At 61.2% G+C, this 17,184-nt stretch carries 17 protein-coding genes; 8 read left to right on the top strand and 9 right to left on the bottom strand.

Features of this window, described 5'->3' with window-relative positions:
• The first annotated feature begins 737 nt into the window (after positions 1-737).
• Positions 738-2,519 carry an AMP-dependent synthetase/ligase gene (locus tag ABD997_RS02365; RefSeq protein WP_345315415.1) on the top strand — a complete coding sequence of 594 codons (1,782 nt, stop codon included), beginning with the start codon at positions 738-740 and terminating at the stop codon, positions 2,517-2,519.
• A gap of 58 nt (positions 2,520-2,577) precedes the next feature.
• On the opposite strand, the gene mtnC is transcribed toward ABD997_RS02365, so the two are convergent.
• Positions 2,578-3,255, bottom strand: a complete 678-nt coding sequence (gene mtnC, locus ABD997_RS02360) for an acireductone synthase (protein ID WP_345315407.1) — start codon at positions 3,253-3,255, stop codon at positions 2,578-2,580.
• A gap of 237 nt (positions 3,256-3,492) precedes the next feature.
• Between mtnC and ABD997_RS02355 the strand changes: the two genes are divergently transcribed.
• The gene (locus tag ABD997_RS02355) at positions 3,493-4,782 is read left to right on the top strand and encodes a mechanosensitive ion channel family protein (protein ID WP_425557028.1); all 1,290 of its coding nucleotides are present in this window, start codon (positions 3,493-3,495) and stop codon (positions 4,780-4,782) included.
• A gap of 55 nt (positions 4,783-4,837) precedes the next feature.
• Here the strand turns inward: ABD997_RS02355 and ABD997_RS02350 are convergent, their stop codons facing one another.
• Together ABD997_RS02350 and ABD997_RS02345 are read right to left on the bottom strand one after the other, a co-directional pair.
• Positions 4,838-5,419: a lysophospholipid acyltransferase family protein gene (locus ABD997_RS02350; protein ID WP_345315405.1), complete on the bottom strand. Its 582-nt coding sequence runs from the start codon at positions 5,417-5,419 to the stop codon at positions 4,838-4,840.
• Positions 5,420-5,475: 56 nt separating this feature from the next.
• Positions 5,476-6,243 (bottom strand): hypothetical protein, encoded by a 768-nt coding sequence (locus tag ABD997_RS02345; protein WP_345315404.1) that lies wholly within the window; start codon positions 6,241-6,243, stop codon positions 5,476-5,478.
• 340 nt (positions 6,244-6,583) lie between these two features.
• Between ABD997_RS02345 and ABD997_RS02340 the strand changes: the two genes are divergently transcribed.
• Entirely contained in the window at positions 6,584-7,180 is a 597-nt protein-coding gene (locus ABD997_RS02340) for a YhgN family NAAT transporter (RefSeq protein WP_345315403.1), read from the top strand.
• 43 nt (positions 7,181-7,223) lie between these two features.
• Here the strand turns inward: ABD997_RS02340 and ABD997_RS02335 are convergent, their stop codons facing one another.
• Both ABD997_RS02335 and rsmD read right to left on the bottom strand, forming a co-directional pair.
• The gene (locus ABD997_RS02335) at positions 7,224-7,490 is read right to left on the bottom strand and encodes a DUF1145 domain-containing protein (RefSeq protein ID WP_345315402.1); all 267 of its coding nucleotides are present in this window, start codon (positions 7,488-7,490) and stop codon (positions 7,224-7,226) included.
• On the bottom strand, positions 7,487-8,110 hold the full coding sequence (gene rsmD / locus ABD997_RS02330) for a 16S rRNA (guanine(966)-N(2))-methyltransferase RsmD (RefSeq protein WP_345315401.1): 624 nt from the start codon (positions 8,108-8,110) through the stop codon (positions 7,487-7,489). Before rsmD ends, ABD997_RS02335 begins: the two co-directional genes overlap by 4 nt.
• A 115-nt stretch (positions 8,111-8,225) precedes the next feature.
• Between rsmD and ftsY the strand changes: the two genes are divergently transcribed.
• The 5 genes from ftsY (at position 8,226) to ABD997_RS02305 (ending at position 12,524) form a co-directional block, all read left to right on the top strand.
• Entirely contained in the window at positions 8,226-9,593 is a 1,368-nt protein-coding gene (gene ftsY / locus ABD997_RS02325; protein ID WP_345315400.1) for a signal recognition particle-docking protein FtsY, read from the top strand.
• Positions 9,594-9,618: 25 nt separating this feature from the next.
• Positions 9,619-10,293, top strand: a complete 675-nt coding sequence (gene ftsE / locus ABD997_RS02320; protein ID WP_345315399.1) for a cell division ATP-binding protein FtsE — start codon at positions 9,619-9,621, stop codon at positions 10,291-10,293.
• Positions 10,290-11,243 carry a permease-like cell division protein FtsX gene (ftsX, locus tag ABD997_RS02315; RefSeq protein ID WP_345315398.1) on the top strand — a complete coding sequence of 318 codons (954 nt, stop codon included), beginning with the start codon at positions 10,290-10,292 and terminating at the stop codon, positions 11,241-11,243. The genes ftsE and ftsX overlap by 4 nt, the downstream gene beginning before the upstream one ends.
• A gap of 76 nt (positions 11,244-11,319) precedes the next feature.
• Positions 11,320-12,180: an RNA polymerase sigma factor RpoH gene (gene rpoH / locus ABD997_RS02310; RefSeq protein ID WP_345315397.1), complete on the top strand. Its 861-nt coding sequence runs from the start codon at positions 11,320-11,322 to the stop codon at positions 12,178-12,180.
• Between the two features lie 86 nt (positions 12,181-12,266).
• On the top strand, positions 12,267-12,524 hold the full coding sequence (locus ABD997_RS02305; protein WP_345315396.1) for a YkgJ family cysteine cluster protein: 258 nt from the start codon (positions 12,267-12,269) through the stop codon (positions 12,522-12,524).
• Here ABD997_RS02305 and ABD997_RS02300 read toward each other — a convergent pair.
• From ABD997_RS02300 to gpmM, 4 genes are all read right to left on the bottom strand, one after another.
• Positions 12,481-13,161, bottom strand: a complete 681-nt coding sequence (locus tag ABD997_RS02300; RefSeq protein ID WP_345315395.1) for a divergent polysaccharide deacetylase family protein — start codon at positions 13,159-13,161, stop codon at positions 12,481-12,483. The two genes, ABD997_RS02305 and ABD997_RS02300, sit on opposite strands and share 44 nt — an antisense overlap.
• A 76-nt stretch (positions 13,162-13,237) precedes the next feature.
• Positions 13,238-14,431, bottom strand: a complete 1,194-nt coding sequence (locus ABD997_RS02295; RefSeq protein WP_345315394.1) for a S41 family peptidase — start codon at positions 14,429-14,431, stop codon at positions 13,238-13,240.
• A gap of 31 nt (positions 14,432-14,462) precedes the next feature.
• Positions 14,463-15,617, bottom strand: coding sequence for a murein hydrolase activator EnvC family protein (locus tag ABD997_RS02290; protein ID WP_345315393.1), 1,155 nt, complete (start codon positions 15,615-15,617; stop codon positions 14,463-14,465).
• Positions 15,614-17,149 (bottom strand): 2,3-bisphosphoglycerate-independent phosphoglycerate mutase, encoded by a 1,536-nt coding sequence (gpmM, locus tag ABD997_RS02285; protein WP_345315392.1) that lies wholly within the window; start codon positions 17,147-17,149, stop codon positions 15,614-15,616. Before gpmM ends, ABD997_RS02290 begins: the two co-directional genes overlap by 4 nt.
• Between the last annotated feature and the right edge of the window lie 35 nt (positions 17,150-17,184).

The raw sequence follows: 17,184 nt of genomic DNA, 5'->3' as shown, positions 1-17,184 counted from the left end.
TGAGAGTAGGTCATCGCCAGACGCTTATTCAGAAAAAGGCCCTGTCTTCGGACAGGGCCTTTTTCGTATCTGCAATTTCTTCATCAGACTCGAGGGTGTCTCAACCGATTCTCTCTTGGGGCCTTACACTGAGCGACGTATCTGTCTCCGTGGCCACTTCCTCCAACGCACCCTCCTATCTTCCCCTACATCGCTGCGGGTGCGTTGCTGCTGTGCAACGGCAACAAGGCACAGAATCACTAGTTACACCATAAGTTGGCCCTTCTCTGGCAGTTCCACCGTTCGCATCACGGCCGGACTCAATCCTTCTCCGCTTTGTGCACGGTCCCGTGGGAACGACTCATCAATCAAGCTCTTCGTGGTCGGTAGTGGTGGCATTGTGTTGATAGGTCCCTGGGCGGTCCCTGAGGCGTTGGTCAGTTTTGGCAGTGGGCCAGTGCATTCGCTGATGAGATTTAGAATTATGGCTCTAGACCTCTTTGCGAACAGGCGTTAACCGACCGGCTCCGCTGTGGCAAAGCCTTTGAAAAGTTAGATATCGTCTGACAGTTATTGGAAAGTTTTCCGAAAAAAAAGTGTGTGATCGCGCGCAAAATGACCAAGTCAGCCTGCTAAATTGCGTCCTCAGGAGTAATATGTGCCCCATACAGCGTACGCCTGTACGCCAAAAGAATAATTAGACCCTTGGGGGAGAAGCTTTGAGAACACCGCTTGAGCAACTGCACTTGGTCAAAGGCATGCGTGAACGCTTTGCCAGTATGGGAAATGCACCGGCACTGCGTCATCAGGCCAACGGCCAGTGGCAGACGATTAGCTGGATCGATTTTGGTCGTCGCGTTGATGCCCTGTCTCGTGCCCTTTTAGCCATGGGTTTGGCGGTCCAGGATAAGGTCGCAATCTTTGCCAATAATTGCCCCGAGTGGACCATTGCCGATCTCGCTACCGCCCAGTGTCGTGCCGTCAGCGCCCCCATCTACCCTACCAATACCGAGCAGCAATCGGCCTATATCATCAATGATGCCGGCGCGCGCGTCCTGTTCGTGGCGGGTCAGGAGCAATACCAGAAAGCATTAAACCTGCTGTCTGACTGTCCGACTCTGACCGATCTGGTGCTGCTGGAGGAGGATTTAACTCCCGTAGAGGCGCCTGTTCGCATCCACCGCCTTTCCGAGCTGCTGGTTGCCGATAACGGGGCTCAGCAAGCTGAGCTGGATCGGCGGATTGGCGATCACCGACTCGATGACCTGCTGACCCTGATCTACACCTCGGGTACCACCGGTGAGCCCAAAGGGGTGATGCTGGACTACAAGAACTTCGCCAGTGCCGTGCGACAGCACATCTCCTTCGTGCCTTTTGGTGAAGGGGACGTTTCCTTGGCTTTCCTGCCTCTGTCCCATGTCTTCGAGCGCTGCTGGACGCTTTATGTGCTTATCCAGGGTGGCACTAATGCCTACCTGAATGATCCCATGAGGGTTCAGGACGCGTTGGCGGAAGTGCGGCCCCACGTGCTTTGTGCGGTCCCGCGCCTCTATGAAAAGATCTTCTCTGCGGTGATGGAGAAGCTGGAAACGGCCCCTGGCAAGAAGAAAGCACTCTTCCTTTGGGCACTGAAGCAGGGTCTCAAGCGTTTCGAGGCGGAGCAGGGTCACGGCTCTCTGACCATTCTGGATCGCCTTAAACTGGCGATTGCCGATAAGTTGGTGTTGTCCAAGGTTCGTGAAAAGCTGGGGGGGCGGATCCGCTTCATGCCCGCCGGTGGCGCAGCTCTGGATCCCAAGGTGAATGAGTTTTTCCAGTCGGTGGGCCTGACGGTACTTTGCGGGTTCGGTATGACCGAGACCACTGCCTCTGTGACCGCCAACATGCCGGGCCGGATCGGGATAGGTACCAACGGTAACCCACTTGCGGAGATGCAGGTGCGGATCGGTGCCGACGATGAGATCCAGGTGAAAGGGGATACGGTGATGCGGGGCTACTACAACCGCCCGGAGGACACCGCAGCGACCTTTACCGAAGATGGTTGGCTCAAGACGGGTGACTGCGGCTACCTGGATGAGCAGGGTCGCCTGATGATCACGGACCGTATCAAGGAGCTGATGAAGACGTCGAACGGCAAGTACATCGCTCCTCAGCGGGTTGAAGGGATGGTCTCACGGGATCCTCTGGTGGAGCAGGTCGCCATCATCGCCGATGCACGTAACTACGTTTCCGCTTTGATCGTCCCAGCCTTTGAAGCCTTGGAGAGCTGGGCCAAGGAGGCGGGGATCCAGTACAAGGACAAGCTTGAGCTGGTTCAGCACGCCCGGGTAAAGGCACACTTTGAGGAGCGGTTGAAGGCGGTGCAGAAGGAGCTGGCCCGGTTTGAGCAGGTGAAGCAGTTCACTCTGCTGCCCCGGGAGTTTTGCATGAAACTGGGGGAGCTGACTCCGACGATGAAGCTGCGCCGCCGGGTGATCAACCAGCGCTTTGCCGCCCAGATCGATGCGATGTATCGAAAAGTCTCTTCGATGAAGGGCTGACCCCTTCACACATCAAAAAAGGCGCCCCTTGGGCGCCTTTTTTATGACCTGTCCGGCTTCATAGACGGATCTGCTGAAAGCTTTCGGCCACCGGGTGACTGCCCTGGTGGGTGCCGGGTTCGCGGACGATCTGCTGGGTATTGAGCCCCGCTTCCCGGGCGGCGTTGAGCTCGCGGATGTCGTCGGAGATGAAGATCACCTGCTTGGGCCTGAGGCTCAGGGTGTTGAGGATGTTCTTGTAGGCCTGGGCTGTGGTCTTCTGACCCATGTTGGTATCGAAGTGACCATAAAACAGGCCGCTCAGGTCGCCTTGGTTGCTGTGACGGAACAGGAGCTCCTGAGCATCGGCGGAGCTGGAGGAGAAGCTATAGAGGCGCTTGCCGCTGCTGTGCCACTGTTTCAGGGCGCGCGCCGCATCCTCGTAGACATGACCTTTGAACTCGCCCGCCAGATAGCCCTGCTTCCAGATCAACCCCTGCAGGCCCTTCACCGCGGTGGCCTTGCTGTCGTCCTGGATCCAGTCCACCAGCAACTGCGCCAGCTCGGCATCACCGAGATCTTCGACCCCGGCCAGTTCCTGAACGTCATCGAGCAGAGTGCTGACGGCGAAGTCATGGCGGTTTTCGGCTATGAAGGCCGCCATGGCCTGTTTGGAATAGGATGACAGGATCTCCTTAATAAACTGGAAATCCGTGGTGGTACCTGCGGTATCCACGATGATGGCTTTGATACCCATGTTCCCTGCCTTTCGAAGTGTTTAGGTTACGGATAGTAGCGCCGCAGACGCGGGCTGACCAGCCTCTTAGCCGCTGAGCGGCACAAGGGGCGCCTGTCCTTCGGTGCGCTTCCCTCCTCCTGAGGCCAGCGGCACTTTACAACCCGGATCCTGAGCCCATCTCCCCGAGAGTTTTCTCTTTTCGGTGAGACAGTTATTCTAGCCATTCATCCTAAAAATTAATGAGTTGAGGCACTTTTGGAGCAAGAACTGCGCTCGGAGATGCGATCTGTCCTGGTGGACTGGTTGGCCAACTGGGGATTACCGGTCCAGTCCAACGACCTGTTGCAGCTGGTGATTCTTTCCGGCATGGGGCTGGCCTTGGCGTTGCTGGTCTATCTGGTTGCCGTTCACCTGGTGGGGCGGGCGATGAAAGGGCTGCTGGACCGCTCCGGCAACGAGTGGGCCGTGGAGATCCGCCGTTACCGCAGTGTCGAGAAGCTTCTGGAGCCGGTCCCGCTGGTAGTGCTGGATCTCTTTACCCCTCTGGTACTGGGGCAGTGGCCCGCCTGGCAATCCGGCGTTACCAAGACTCTGGAAGCGGTCATGGTGCTCTCGGTTGCCCGTTTTCTTTTCTCTTTGCTCGATGTGGCATTGGCCGTGGCCTCCGGTCGGCCGTTGAGTCGCCGTCTGCCGGTGCACTCCATGGTGCAGTTGGCCAAGCTGTTCCTATCCCTGATCAGTGCCATCATTCTCTTTGCCATCCTGTTGGATAAGTCGCCTCTCTACCTGCTCTCCGGCCTAGGTGTGGCCACGGGCCTGCTGCTGCTGGTGTTTCGAGACACCATCCTGGGCTTTGTGGCGGGGATCCAGCTCTCCGCGAACCGCATGGTCAGCCGGGGGGACTGGATCCAGATGGACCAGTACGGCGCCGATGGTGAAGTGCTGGAGGTCAACATCAATACCGTCAAGGTACAGAACTGGGATAAAACCATCTCCATGATTCCAGCCCATGCCATGGTCTCCGATGCGTTCAAGAACTGGCAGGGGATGATGGCCTCCGGTGGCCGGCGCATTAAACGGGCGCTGTTGCTGGATCTTAACTCGGTCGGCTTCGCGGACGAGGCGATGGTAGAGCGCCTGATGGAGATCGACCTGCTGGCACCCCATATTGAGCGAAAGCGGCGGGAGCTGTCTCAGGCCAACGCTACGCTTTCCCGGCCAGAGCGACTGGCGAATGGCCGCCGCCTCACCAATGTGGGCTGTTTCCGAGCCTACCTGCAGGCTTATCTGGAGGCGCACCCCAGGGTTCATAAGGAGATGACCCTGATGGTTCGCCAATTGGCACCGAACGAGCATGGGCTGCCGATGGAGATCTATTGCTTTACCAATGACACCCGCTGGACCGAATACGAAGGGATCCAGGCGGACATCTTCGATCATGCCCTGGCGGTGTTGCCGGAGTTTGGTCTTCGGCCAATGCAGCAACCCACGGGGGCGGATGTGCGGGCTTTGGCCCAGTCCGTGCGCCCCGGTGAGACAGCTTAACGGACGGCGACGGGGGCTCGGCCCCTTGGCTCATAAAACATTCTACCGCCGCTCTTCATTGGCGCGATTGGCGCGGTGGCGCATCTTGGTGTTGATAGTGGGGAATGGCCTGGCGGAAGCGGCCTGGGTGGCAGCGGAAAAAGGCCAGCAGTTGCGCCATGTCGGCGGCTTTGCTGTCACCGGGCCAGAGTAGCGGCCCGAAGACCACCCGTCGCTGACGATAGTCCAGTGCCACCGGCTGGATCGGCACATTGGCACCTTGCGAGATATGGTAGAAACCGGTCTTCCAGCGTGAGACCTGGCTGCGGGTTCCCTCCGGTGTCAGTGCCAGGACAAATTCTGACTCCCCCTCAAAGAGTTTTACCACCCCTTCCACCAAGTTATTGCTTCGCCGCCGGTCTACCGGGCGTCCCCCCAAGGCGCGCATCAGCCAGCCCAAAGGGGGGCGAAACAGTTGATGTTTGCCGATGAATCGGGCCGGTATTTTGAGTGCGGTTCTGACCAGCAGTCCAATCATGAAATCCCAGTTGCTGGTGTGGGGGGCGACAATGGCGATGTATCTATGGGTGCTGGGAGGCTGGCCCTGGATCCGCCAGCCTCCCAGTCTGAGCAGGCTGGCTGCGATTTTGCTCAGCATCTCGCTCTCCTTGATCGGGGTGTTCTGTCAATCATAGGAAATGACAGCGCCGAACTTCAGTGCGAATGTAACTCCACGACGCTGGCATCGGCCTGGTCCTGTGCGTGGTGATGCTGATGACCGTGGGAGATCAGGAGCAACACCAGCAGCAACAGCCCCAAGGCTGCCCCCATGTAGTGACCGGGACGAAAATGCAGGCGTGCCCGGCCATGGTGATGGTGCCCCTCCCGGTGGGGGTGTTCGTGGGGACGGTGCAGGACCACGTGAACCAGGGAGCCCGTGACAAAGGCTTGCAGCCAGAGCATCTGATTGGCGGCCATGTGGGCCTGGATCGGTTCAGCCAAGGTGAAGCCCAGCACGGTAAACGCCATCATCAAGGCCAGCATCGTGGCCGCCCAGGCGCGACCGAAGGCGGGACGAAGCAGCCACCATACCGCCAACCCCGCTGGCAGTCGGTGCAGCACGACGCTCATCGCCAGGGTTGGGCTGGCCTGGGTCAGCGCCATGGCGCTGCCATCGGTCAGCGTGTGCAGTAGAAGGCCCAGCATCCCCAGCAGAAGGGTCAGGCGGTGGGTAGTGCTGGAGTAGCGGGAGAAGGCTTTCTCCACCAGTGTTGGCCCCGCAATCCCCAGAAACAGGAAGGGCAAGATCCACACGCCACCTTGCTGCCAGAGCTCCGGCAGCACATCAAAACCAATCAGGCCAACCAGGGTGATGACGACAAAAGCGGAGAGACCATCGAGAAACTGGGCCTGGCGGCGCAGACCGTGGTGCAGCACCGGGCCGACGGTGAGGCTTATCAGGCTGGCGATAAGGTAATGCATGGTCTTCGGCTCATCTGGTTGGCCCCAAGTGTGGGGAGCGAGAAGTTATCGAGGGCGTGCCGCCCGCGGCGGGATCCGCAGACTTTAGTCGCTTTCCCCCCCAGCCTGCAATGCTTCTTCACCGGAATGGCTTCAATCCACCGCTGTGCCGCTGCACGGACCGGTGCCAAGAGGCAACCGCTGTAGTGGTGGGCTGACACACTGGAGCGTGATGACTACAGCAGGGGGGATCTAAAAGCCTCGGCCATGTCCTCAGCCCCCCTGTTTAACGCCACCGGTTAATTTATACTGTGCGGCTTAAAATTCCAGGTTTAAAAATAGCTTAAGGAGCCTTTTGGTCATGGATACTCTTTCCGCCGCAGTGATGCTGTTCCTGATCATGGATCCCTTGGGCAACATGCCCATCTTTCTTAGCGTGTTGCGTCATGTTGAGCCGAAGCGCCGCCGAATTATCCTGGTCCGCGAACTGCTGTTTGCGCTCGGAATCATGCTGCTGTTTCTCTACGCCGGTGAGGCGATGCTCTCCTTTTTGGGCTTGAGGGCGGAAAGCGTCTCCATCGCCGGTGGGATCATCCTGTTCCTGATCGCCATCCGCATGATCTTCCCCACACCGGGTGGAGTCACAGGGTTGGATGCGGGTCAGGAGCCCTTCCTGGTTCCTTTGGCGATCCCCCTTATCGCGGGGCCCTCGGTCTTGGCGGCCCTGCTTCTGCTGGCCCATACCGATGGCGAACGTATGGTGGACTGGTCCCTTGCCCTGCTGGGGTCTTGGGCCCTAACCGCGATCATTCTGATGTTTTCTAACCTGTTTCATCGTCTGCTTGGCGAGCGGGGGCTGCTGGCCTCTGAGCGTTTGATGGGGATGCTGCTGGTCATGCTGTCCGTGCAGATGTTCCTCGATGGTATCGCCGCTTACCTGGCACTTTACGGTAAGTAGCGGCGACGAGTCGGAAGGGACGACTTGGGGCCGGTTCACACGTTTAGTGCTGGTCCCGGCTGGCGCGGCTCCACTCCAATAGGGCGAAGACGCCATACAGCGCTAGCGACAGGTAGAGGGATCCGGGCAGCGGCTTGCCCTGACGGAACCGCACACCGGCGCAGATCGCCAAGTGTCCGGCCAGGGTGATTTGCAGCAGCAGTTGCAGAAGCAAGTGGTAGGGCTGGGGCCAGGGGAAGATCAGGTTGACCAGCATGATCAGCCAGGCGGCAACCATTCCCGCTTTGGCCCAGGATAACAGTCCGTTCATTGTTCCTCTCCTTGTGATTCTTGACGTTGGTAGAGCCGGTAGGTGACCTGCCCCGCACTCTTCTCCCGGTGCAGTGACCAGTGAGCGGGTACCGATAGCGCGCCGGCTTCGCTCTCGCTTTCGACGTAGATCCAGCTCCCCGGCTTGAGATAGCCCTGCTGCTCCAGCTGTGTCAGGCATGGCGAGACCAGCCCCTGGCGAAACGGGGGGTCGACGAAGACGATGTCGTAAGGGACGGATGCCGGCCGGGCCAATTGGGCCAGGGTGTCGCCCTGAGAGACGGTGCCGCAGTGGGTGCCCAGTGCGGCCAGGTTGCGCTTAAGCTGACTGGCGACTGCAGGATCCAGCTCCATCAGGGTGGCGTGGGCAGCGTGGCGGGAGAGTGCCTCCAGGGCCAGGGCACCACTGCCGCTGAAGCAGTCCAATACCCGGGCGCCGCTGATCTCCCCCATCAACCAGTTAAACAGGGTTTCTCTGACCCTATCCGTGGTAGGTCTCAGCCCCTCCTTGTCCCCGACGGGCAGGCGTCGGCCACGCCACTGGCCGCTGATGATGCGGATCTGTCCGGCGGCCCTGTTGCGGCTTTGGGGTTTGCTCTCTCGACGGGGCGCTCTCGCCATGGTGACCTCGGTTTTTTAGCCAATTCTGGGTACACTACGCCCCAGAAAAGTTCGCCATTTTAGCAAGCCTTCCGCCGCAATGGGCAGGATAAGGCTGAGGTAGAGGATACAAAGTATGGCCAAAGGCTTATTTTCCTGGTTCCGCAAAGAGAAAAAGCCCGACGAACCGGCTGCTCCGGAGGCCACTGAAGCCCAGCCGCAGGGCTTGGAGGCTGCCCCTGAGGCAAAAGATGTAGCCCCTTCCCAGCCGGTAAGCGATCAACAAGCGGAGGCCGAGCGCCTTGAGGCAGAGCGTCTCGAAGCAGAACGCCTGGCGGCCGAGCAGGCGGCCCGTGAACGCGCAGAGGCTGAGCGTTTGGAGGCGGAGCGCCTCGAAGCAGAACGCCTGACGGCCGAGCTGGCAGCCCGTGAACGGGCAGAGGCTGAGCGCCTCGAAGCGGAACGTCTGGCGGCCGAGCAGGCGGCAGAAGAGCAAGCGGAGGTGGAGCGCTTCGCCGCGGGGCAGGATCTCCAGGCGCCTGCCGAGCCCGAGCCCGTGTCCGATGAGGGCAAAAAATTGGGATTCTTCGCTCGCCTCAAAGCGGGGCTGCGAAAAACCAGTGAAAATATCGGTGGCGGCTTCGTCGCCCTGTTCAAGGGCAAAAAGATCGATGAGGAGCTGTTCGAGGAGCTGGAGACTCAACTGCTGCTGGCGGATGTGGGGATAGAGACGACCACCCGCATCATCGACACCCTGACAGAAAGGGCCGACTACGGCGACCTGAAAGACTCCGATGCCCTGTTTGGCCACCTGAAAGCCGAACTGACGCAAACCCTGAGCAAGGTTGACCAGCCGCTGCAGCTGGACAACCCCGATGGCCCCTTCGTGATCCTTATGGTTGGCGTGAATGGGGTGGGGAAAACCACCACCATCGGTAAGCTGGCTAAGCAGTTCCAGGCCGAGGGTAAGAGCGTGATGCTGGCGGCGGGGGATACCTTCCGTGCCGCCGCGGTTGAGCAGCTGCAGGTCTGGGGGGAGCGCAATGCCATCCCGGTGATTGCCCAGCACACCGGTGCCGACAGCGCCTCGGTGATCTTTGATGCCCTGCAGGCCGCTAAGGCCCGGGGCGTGGATGTGTTGATCGCCGACACCGCAGGGCGTTTGCAAAACAAGGCGCACCTGATGGAGGAGCTGAAGAAGATTGTCCGGGTGATGCGCAAGCTGGATCCGAAGGCTCCCCACGAGGTGATGCTGACGCTGGACGCCAGTACCGGCCAGAACGCCATCAGTCAGGCGCAGCTATTCAATGAGGCGGTGGGCCTTACCGGCCTGACCCTGACCAAGCTGGATGGCACCGCCAAGGGCGGGGTGATCTTCGCATTGGCAGATAAGTTTGGTATACCAGTACGTTACATCGGTGTTGGCGAAGGCATTGATGATCTTCGCCCGTTCGAGAGTGCGGCCTTTATCGAGGCCCTGTTCAGTGACGATAGCCAGGCCTGATTGGCCCTAAGGATAAGAGCCCCAGATGATCCGATTCGAGCAGGTCAGTAAGGTCTACTCCGGAGGTCGTAGTGCCCTGGACAATGTCGACTTCCATATCGCCCCGGGTGAAATGGCGTTTCTGACCGGCCATAGTGGCGCAGGCAAGAGCACCCTGCTCAAGCTGATCACCGCCATCGAGCGGCCTACCATGGGTAAGGTGCTGATTAACGGCGCGGATGTCGGGTCCCTCTCCCGCCGAGCGGTGCCCTTCCTGCGACGGGATATCGGTATCATCTTCCAGGATCACAACCTGCTGATGGATCGCAGTGTCTATGACAATGTGGCGCTGCCGCTGTTGATCGAAGGATTCAGTAATCGCGAGATCGGCAAGCGGGTGGAGGCGGCACTGGACATGGTGGGCCTCGGGGACAAGCTGGCTTACGCGCCAATCCACCTTTCCGGCGGGGAGCAGCAGCGGGTGGGCATTGCCCGTGCGGTGGTGGCCCGGCCTCCGATGCTGCTGGCGGATGAGCCCACCGGTAACCTGGATCCCAAACTGTCGATGGAGATCCTGCGCCTGTTTGAGACCTTCAACCGGGCCGGTACCACGGTACTGATCGCCACCCACGACCTGGGCCTGATCGCCCGGATGCGCTACCGCACTCTTACCCTTAAGCAGGGGCGTTTGCTCAGCTGTGAGCCGGAGGTGGCGGCATGAGTCGCGGTCGTCGTAAGGTCTCCCGCTTCCGGCGCTGGCGTAGCGGCCTCGGTCAGCATCTGCGCCACTTTCTGTCGAGTCTCGGAGAGCTGTGGCGGACGCCGGTCACCTCGCTGATGACGATGTTGGTACTGGGGTTCAGCCTCAGCCTGCCCACCCTGCTCTGGGTGCTGGCCAACAATGCTGCGAAGGTGGAATCCCAGTGGCAGAGCGCGGCGGAGGTGAGCCTGTTTCTCCACGAGGAGATCGCCGACGGCCGCCTGAAGACCCTGCTGACGCAACTCCGTGGCATGCCGGAGCTGATTGAGGTGACCTACCACAGTCCGGAGGAGGCGATGACGGAGTTCCGTCAGCACGCCCAGTTTGGCGAAGCCCTCGACTACCTGGATGAAAACCCCCTGCCTGGCGTGATTCGTGTGCTGCCCTCAGTGCGTCATGCCGATCCTGTGGCCGCCGCTGCCCTTCGTGACCAGCTGGCACAACTGCCCGGGGTGGCGATGGCGCGACTCGACCTGGATTGGCTGACCCGACTTGAGGCCCTGTCGGCGACCGGGCGCAGCGCCGGCGCGGCATTGGCAGTCCTTTTGCTGGTGGCGGTGGTGCTGATCAGCGCCAATACCATTCGGCTCTCCATCCTGCAGCGCTTCGATGAGATCAAGGTGATGAAGCTGGTCGGGGCCACGGAGGCGTTCATCCGTCGCCCCTTCCTCTACGGTGGTTTCTGGCTGGGGCTGATGTCTGCCCTACTGGCCCTGGTGCTGGTCAATGTGATGCTGGTGTGGCTCGATGGGGCGATGGCCCAGTTGCTGAGTCTCTACCGCAGCCAGTTCCGTCTTGATGGCCTCGATGTGAGGCAGGGTGCGGCGGTGATGGCCGCTTCCTGTGCCCTGGGTTGGTGTGGCGCCTGGATCTCGGTGCGTCGCCATCTGAGGGCCATTGAGCCACAATAAAGGGCTTGATCCAGGCCCATGATCCCCGCATCCAGTCGTGCTAGACTGCACCCCCACGATCCACACGAGGTACGGCATGAGCGACACCAGCAAAAACATGGCTTTGATGGTGGTGCCCCAGGGGCACGGCAGCCTGGAGAGCTACATCCAGGGTGTCAACGCGATCCCCATGCTCTCTCTGGAGGAGGAGCAGTACCTCGCCCGTCAGGTGCACAACGGCGATATTGATGCCGCCAAGCAGCTGATCATGTCCCACCTGCGTTTCGTGGTTCACATTGCCCGCAGCTACTCCGGGTACGGCCTGCCGCAGGCGGATCTGATCCAGGAGGGCAACATCGGCCTGATGAAGGCGGTGAAACGCTTTGACCCCGATGTAGGCGTTCGCCTGGTCTCCTTTGCGGTGCACTGGATCAAGGCGGAGATCCACGAGTACGTGCTCAAGAACTGGCGCATCGTCAAGGTGGCAACCACCAAGGCTCAGCGCAAACTCTTCTTTAACCTTCGCAAAGCCAAGAAACGTCTGGGCTGGTTCAGTGCCGACGAGGTCGCGACGGTGGCGGAGGAGCTTGGCGTCAGCGAGCGAGAGGTGATGGAGATGGAGGCCCGTCTGTCCGCGCAGGATGCGGCCTTCGATCTGGGGCCAGACCAGGATGATGATGAGGGCAGTTACGCCCCGGCGCTCTACCTGGAGGATCAGCGCTCCAACGTTGCTGAGGTGATCGAGGCGGCGGACTGGGAGCAGCAGGCTCAGGACCGTATGCAGGCGGCACTCAATACCCTGGATGAGCGCAGCCGAGATATCCTGCGTGCCCGCTGGCTGGAGGAACCCAAGCAGACCCTCCAGGAGCTGGCGGATCGATACGGGGTGTCGGCGGAGCGCATCCGTCAGTTGGAGAAGAACGCCATGAAAAAACTCAAGGCCACCATGGCCAACTGAGTCAATGACGTGATGCCAGGGACGGGCCGAATAGGGCCCGTTTTTTGTTGCCGTCGGGCTCAACCCCCTTGTAACCGAGAGAACCTATGCAGTGTCGTTTAGGCTGCGGTGCTTGCTGCATCGCCCCCTCCATCAGCTCCCCTATCCCCGGCATGCCAGCGGGCAAGCCCGCCGGGGTGCGCTGTATCCAGTTGGATGAGCGCAACCTCTGCCGGCTATTCGGTCGTCCGGAGCGCCCGGAGGTGTGTGCCGCCTTCAAGCCTGACTCCGATATCTGTGGCGGCACAGACCAGGCGGCGCTCAGGGTGCTGACGGAGCTGGAGGCGGCCACCCTTCGTCGCTGAGCAGCGCCGAGACCGGAACCAGGCGGATCCCCTCTTGCTCCAACTGGGCCAGGGCAGCGGGCAGAAAGGCCAGGGTTTCCGGGTAGGGATGCGCAATCACCACCACTTGGCCCCGCTGCTTGGCCTGCTTGATGGCGAGGCGCCACTGTTTCTGCAGGATCGTGAGATCCGGCAGGGGATCGAGAAACACATCCCGCTGCAGGCTGGGCAGGCCGAGCTTCTGGGCGGCGGCATAAGCCTGACTGTCTGCGGTGGTACGGCTATCGATGAAAAATTTCCCCTGTCTGGCCAGCTCGGCCATCACCCAGCCCATCATCTCGGCATCCCCGGTGACGGCGCTGCCCATGTGATTATTGACGCCGCTGGTAAAGGGGATCGCCGCCAGGGCCCGTTGAACCCGCTCAATCACCTCTTGTTGGGCCATCTGGGGTTCGATGGCCCAGGGGCCGGGCGCTTTGTCGCCAAGGGGGCGCATCGGCAGGTGCAACATCACTTCGCGCTGCTCCTCCCGGGCCCGTTGGGCCAACGTATGGCCATAGGGGGTGTAGGGCAGGAAGGCGAGAGTGATGGCCTGGGGGAGTTCAAATACCGCCGCATCCCGGTGACGGGCACCGATGTCGTCCAGGATCAGCGCCATCTGACTGGCCGGCAGGGGCAGTGCCCAGCAGCTTAACCATGCCAGCAGGCGCCAGAGGCGTCGAGGAGATCGGGGTTCAGTGGGGGGCGGGGGCGAGAATGTCGTAAGCGGCCAGCAGCTGTCGGTCATCCTTCCAACTCTTAAGCTCGTCGATGCCACTCACTATATCTTCAAGTTGTTGATCATCCAATGGGATAATGAAATCCGGTTCAATGCCGATCTGGTCTATCTCCCTCCCTGCGGGGGTGGCATAGCGGGCGGTGGTCAGCTTGATGGCTCCCCCTTGACCCAGTAAAGGGATCAGGCTTTGTACGGTGCCTTTGCCGTAGCTGCGCTCCCCTACCAGCAGCGCGCGCTCATTGTCTTTCAGCGCGCCGGCAAGGATCTCCGCGGCGGACGCGCTGCCCTGATTGATCAGTACCACCAGGGGAACGTCACCAAAGAGGGCGAAGCTGCTGGCCCGGTATTCACTGTTGGCGTCGTAAAAGCGCCCCGAGGTGGTCACTATGGTGCCCTGGGTGAGAAACATGTCCGCCACCTGCACTGCGGCATCCAGCAGGCCGCCGGGATTATTGCGCAGGTCAACCACCAGGCCAGCCAGTGGGCCGCGCTGCAGCCGCAGCGCGGCATCACGCACCTCGTAGACGGTGCGTTGACTGAAGTTGGAGATCCGCAAGTAGCCGACATTGTTGGGCAGAGTATCGCTGTTGCTGGAGGCGATCTGGATCTGCGTCGGGGAGAGGCGGATCTGCAGCGGGGTGTCACTGTCCTGGCGAGCCAGGGTGAGCAGCAGGCGACGATCCTCCAAGCTCGATTGCTTGATGTAGGCGATCAGCGGATCCAGGTTGTCGGCGCTGGCTACCAAGTCGTCCACCTGCAGTAGGATATCACCCGGGAGGATGCCCGCTGCCTCGGCGGAGGATCCCCCCAGCGGGGTGATCACCCGGATCTTACCCTCATCCACGGCAACTTCGAGCCCATAACCGTAATACTGACCCCGGTTGTTATCGCGCAGCAGGGCCAGTGTGGTGGGGCTGAGATAGGAGGAGTGGGGGTCCAGAGACTCCAGCATGCCGCGCAGGGCGCCGTCGAGCAGCGCCTGTTCGGGCACATCGTCGACGTAATAATCGCGGATCAGCTCCGCGATGGCACCCACCAACTGCTGGGCACTTTCTGGGGTCGGCGCTGCCTCGTCCCTGTGGAGCTCCTGCCCCGCCCAGCTGAACCAGGCGGCGAACAGGAGGCCGACCAGCAAGGCAGTGCGACGCATAGACGCTCCTTACTGATCCTAAGGGGGCTAATTAGGATCCCCGTTTACGCAGGTACAGGATGGGATCCACCGCCCGACCTCGGTGGCGTATCTCGAAGTATAGACCGGGTCGGTCGAGGCCACCGGAGTCGCCGGAGAGGGCGATGATCTCGCCGGCACGGACCTGGTCACCCACCTGCTTAAGCAGTGCCTGGGCGTGGCCGTAGAGGCTCAGGTACTGGTCCCCATGATCCACCACCAGCACCAGGCCGAAGCCCCGCAGCCAGTCAGCAAACATCACCTGGCCCGGCGCGATGGCGGCCACCTCCCGGCCACTGGCGGCGGAGAGCAGCCAGCCGTTCCAGCGCAGCTGCCCCTGCCGGGGGGCGCCAAATGCGTGGGCGATACGGGCCTTCATCGGCCAGGGGAGCTTTCCTCGGCTTCCACTGAGACCTTGGTGCTGCTGGCTCTGCTCCAGTGCCCTTAACGCTTGTTCGATGGCGGCGCTGAGGACATCCCGGTTCTCCTGCAGGTTGGCCAGGGCACCCTTTCCCCGCTTGAGTTGCTGCTCAAGCTGCTGCAGCGCCCGCTGTCGCTCCTGCTGGTGCCGAGCCAGCTCGGATTGACGCTGCTTGGCCTGGCGATGAAGCTGGGCTTGCTGATCCCGGTTTCGCTGCTGCTCCTCCTGCAGTGACGCCAGGGCTTCGCGGGTTTGTGCCAGGGCCTCGATGGCATTGATGCGGGCCTGGTTGAGGTACTGGTAATACACCAGCATCCGCTCCAGCCGAGCGGGGTCCTCGTTACCCAGCAGCAAGGCGGTATGATCGGCGCTGCCGCTCATCCAAGCCGTTCGTAGCTGCATCGCAAGGCGATCCTGCTGGCTCTTAAGTTGAGCCTCCAGACTCTTCTGCTGCGCATCCAAGCGCTTTAACGCCGCTTCCGCCGCTTGCAGGGCCTGTTGGCTCTGGCGAACGGCGGCAGCACTGTCGGAGACCGATTTTTCCGCCTCCCGCAGCGCCTTTAGGTGTTGGTTCTTCTCCACCTGGGCCTGGGTCAACTGCGCCTGTTGTTGCTGGATCCGTTTGGCGAGAGCGTCGAGCTTTGCCTGCTGCTCGGTGATTTCGTCACTCTTGCCCAGGGCAGCGGGCGCCGACATTGAGAGTGTCAGCGCCAAAAGCAGTGGGCCGAGGTAGGAGGGCTGTGTCACGAAGCAAGGGTGACCAGTGGGCGACCGGTCATCTCTTCCGGCACCGGCATCTCCATCAGGGTCAGGATGGTGGGCGCGATGTCAGAGAGGGTGCCGCCGCTGCGGATCTCGCCGGGGCGACCTACGTAGATAAGGGGTACCGGCTCACTGGTGTGCGCTGTATGGGCCTGGCCAGTTCTGGCGTCCTTCATCTGCTCCGCGTTACCATGATCTGCGGTGATCAGGCATTCGCCGCCCACCTTCTGCAGGGCGGTGATGACCCGTCCGATGCACCGATCCACCGCTTCGCAGGCCTTGACGGCGGCATCGAAGTCACCGGTGTGGCCCACCATGTCCCCGTTGGGGTAGTTACAGATGATCACATCATGCTGACCGGCCTCGATGGCGGCCACCAGTTGATCGGTTAGGGCCTCGGAGCTCATGGCCGGGGCCAAGTCGTAGGTGGCGACCTTGGGCGAGTCGATCAGGCAACGATCTTCGCCGTCGAAGGGAGTTTCGACGCCACCGTTGAAGAAGAAGGTGACGTGGGCGTACTTCTCGGTTTCGCTGATCCGCAGCTGACGCTTGCCCGCCCGGGACAGGGTCTCACCCAGGGTGTTGACCAGATCGGTGGGTGGGAAGGCGCAGGCGGTCTCGATGTTGGCGGCGTACTGGGTCAGCATCACCATGCCACAGAGACGGGGACGGACCTGGCGCTGGAAGCCGTCGAAGCTGTCATCGACAAAGGCACGGGTCAGCTGGCGGGCACGGTCGGCCCTGAAGTTCATGAAGATCAGGGCGTCCCCATCCTGCATCGGTACGGCGTCACCAATCACCGTGGGTGCAACAAACTCGTCGTTCTCGTCACGGCCATAAGCCGCTTCAAGGCCGGTGACGGCATCCGTGGCCTGCTGCTCGCCCTGCCCCCCGGTCAGCAGTCGGTAGGCCTTCTCAACCCGCTCCCAACGCTGATCCCGGTCCATGGCGTAGTAGCGACCCACCAGGGTGGCGATCTTGCCCCTGCCCAGTTTGGCAAAGAGCTCGGAGAAGCGGCTCAGTGAAGCTTCGGCGCTGCGAGGCGGGGTGTCACGGCCATCCAGGAAGGCGTGCAGGTAGAGTCGCTCGACACCCCGATCGGCGGCGAGTCGGATCATCGCCTCGATATGATCTTCATGGCTATGAACCCCGCCGGGGGAGAGCAGGCCCATGATGTGAACCGCGCCATCCTTCGCCTTGGCGGCCTCGATCGCCTCGACCAGAGCAGGATTGTGGTTAAACTCACCGTCGTCAATCGCCTTGCCGATGCGGGTCAGCTCTTGGTACACCACCCGGCCGGCACCGATGTTGATGTGGCCCACCTCGGAGTTCCCCATTTGCCCCTCCGGCAGGCCGACATCCAACCCTGACGCAGAGATAAGGCCGCTGGCGGACTCGGCAAAGAGACGATCCAGGTTGGGGGTGTGGGCCGCGGCAATGGCGTTGTCCGGGGTGGCTTCCCGGGCACCCCAGCCGTCGAGAATCAGCAGGGCAAGGGGTTTGGTGGCGACAGTCATGACAATTCCTTGATCAGTTCGCCGGCAGGGTTGCT

Source organism: Ferrimonas gelatinilytica (assembly GCF_039544205.1).
Lineage (GTDB): Bacteria > Pseudomonadota > Gammaproteobacteria > Enterobacterales > Shewanellaceae > Ferrimonas > Ferrimonas gelatinilytica.
Note: the sequence above shows the minus strand (reverse complement) of the source record. Positions and strands in the feature narration are given on the sequence as shown.

Excerpts from the sequence above, each read along its gene's own strand:
- ABD997_RS02295 (WP_345315394.1), bottom strand. The coding sequence starts at position 14,431 with ATGCGTCGCACTGCCTTGCTGGTCGGCCTCCTGTTCGCCGCCTGGTTC.
- ABD997_RS02340 (WP_345315403.1), top strand. The coding sequence starts at position 6,584 with ATGGATACTCTTTCCGCCGCAGTGATGCTGTTCCTGATCATGGATCCC.
- ABD997_RS02365 (WP_345315415.1), top strand. The coding sequence starts at position 738 with ATGCGTGAACGCTTTGCCAGTATGGGAAATGCACCGGCACTGCGTCAT.
- ftsY (WP_345315400.1), top strand. The coding sequence starts at position 8,226 with ATGGCCAAAGGCTTATTTTCCTGGTTCCGCAAAGAGAAAAAGCCCGAC.
- ABD997_RS02335 (WP_345315402.1), bottom strand. The coding sequence starts at position 7,490 with ATGAACGGACTGTTATCCTGGGCCAAAGCGGGAATGGTTGCCGCCTGG.
- rpoH (WP_345315397.1), top strand. The coding sequence starts at position 11,320 with ATGAGCGACACCAGCAAAAACATGGCTTTGATGGTGGTGCCCCAGGGG.
- mtnC (WP_345315407.1), bottom strand. The coding sequence starts at position 3,255 with ATGGGTATCAAAGCCATCATCGTGGATACCGCAGGTACCACCACGGAT.
- ftsX (WP_345315398.1), top strand. The coding sequence starts at position 10,290 with ATGAGTCGCGGTCGTCGTAAGGTCTCCCGCTTCCGGCGCTGGCGTAGC.
- ABD997_RS02350 (WP_345315405.1), bottom strand. The coding sequence starts at position 5,419 with ATGCTGAGCAAAATCGCAGCCAGCCTGCTCAGACTGGGAGGCTGGCGG.
- gpmM (WP_345315392.1), bottom strand. The coding sequence starts at position 17,149 with ATGACTGTCGCCACCAAACCCCTTGCCCTGCTGATTCTCGACGGCTGG.
- ABD997_RS02300 (WP_345315395.1), bottom strand. The coding sequence starts at position 13,161 with ATGGCGCTGATCCTGGACGACATCGGTGCCCGTCACCGGGATGCGGCG.
- ABD997_RS02345 (WP_345315404.1), bottom strand. The coding sequence starts at position 6,243 with ATGCATTACCTTATCGCCAGCCTGATAAGCCTCACCGTCGGCCCGGTG.
- rsmD (WP_345315401.1), bottom strand. The coding sequence starts at position 8,110 with ATGGCGAGAGCGCCCCGTCGAGAGAGCAAACCCCAAAGCCGCAACAGG.
- ABD997_RS02305 (WP_345315396.1), top strand. The coding sequence starts at position 12,267 with ATGCAGTGTCGTTTAGGCTGCGGTGCTTGCTGCATCGCCCCCTCCATC.
- ftsE (WP_345315399.1), top strand. The coding sequence starts at position 9,619 with ATGATCCGATTCGAGCAGGTCAGTAAGGTCTACTCCGGAGGTCGTAGT.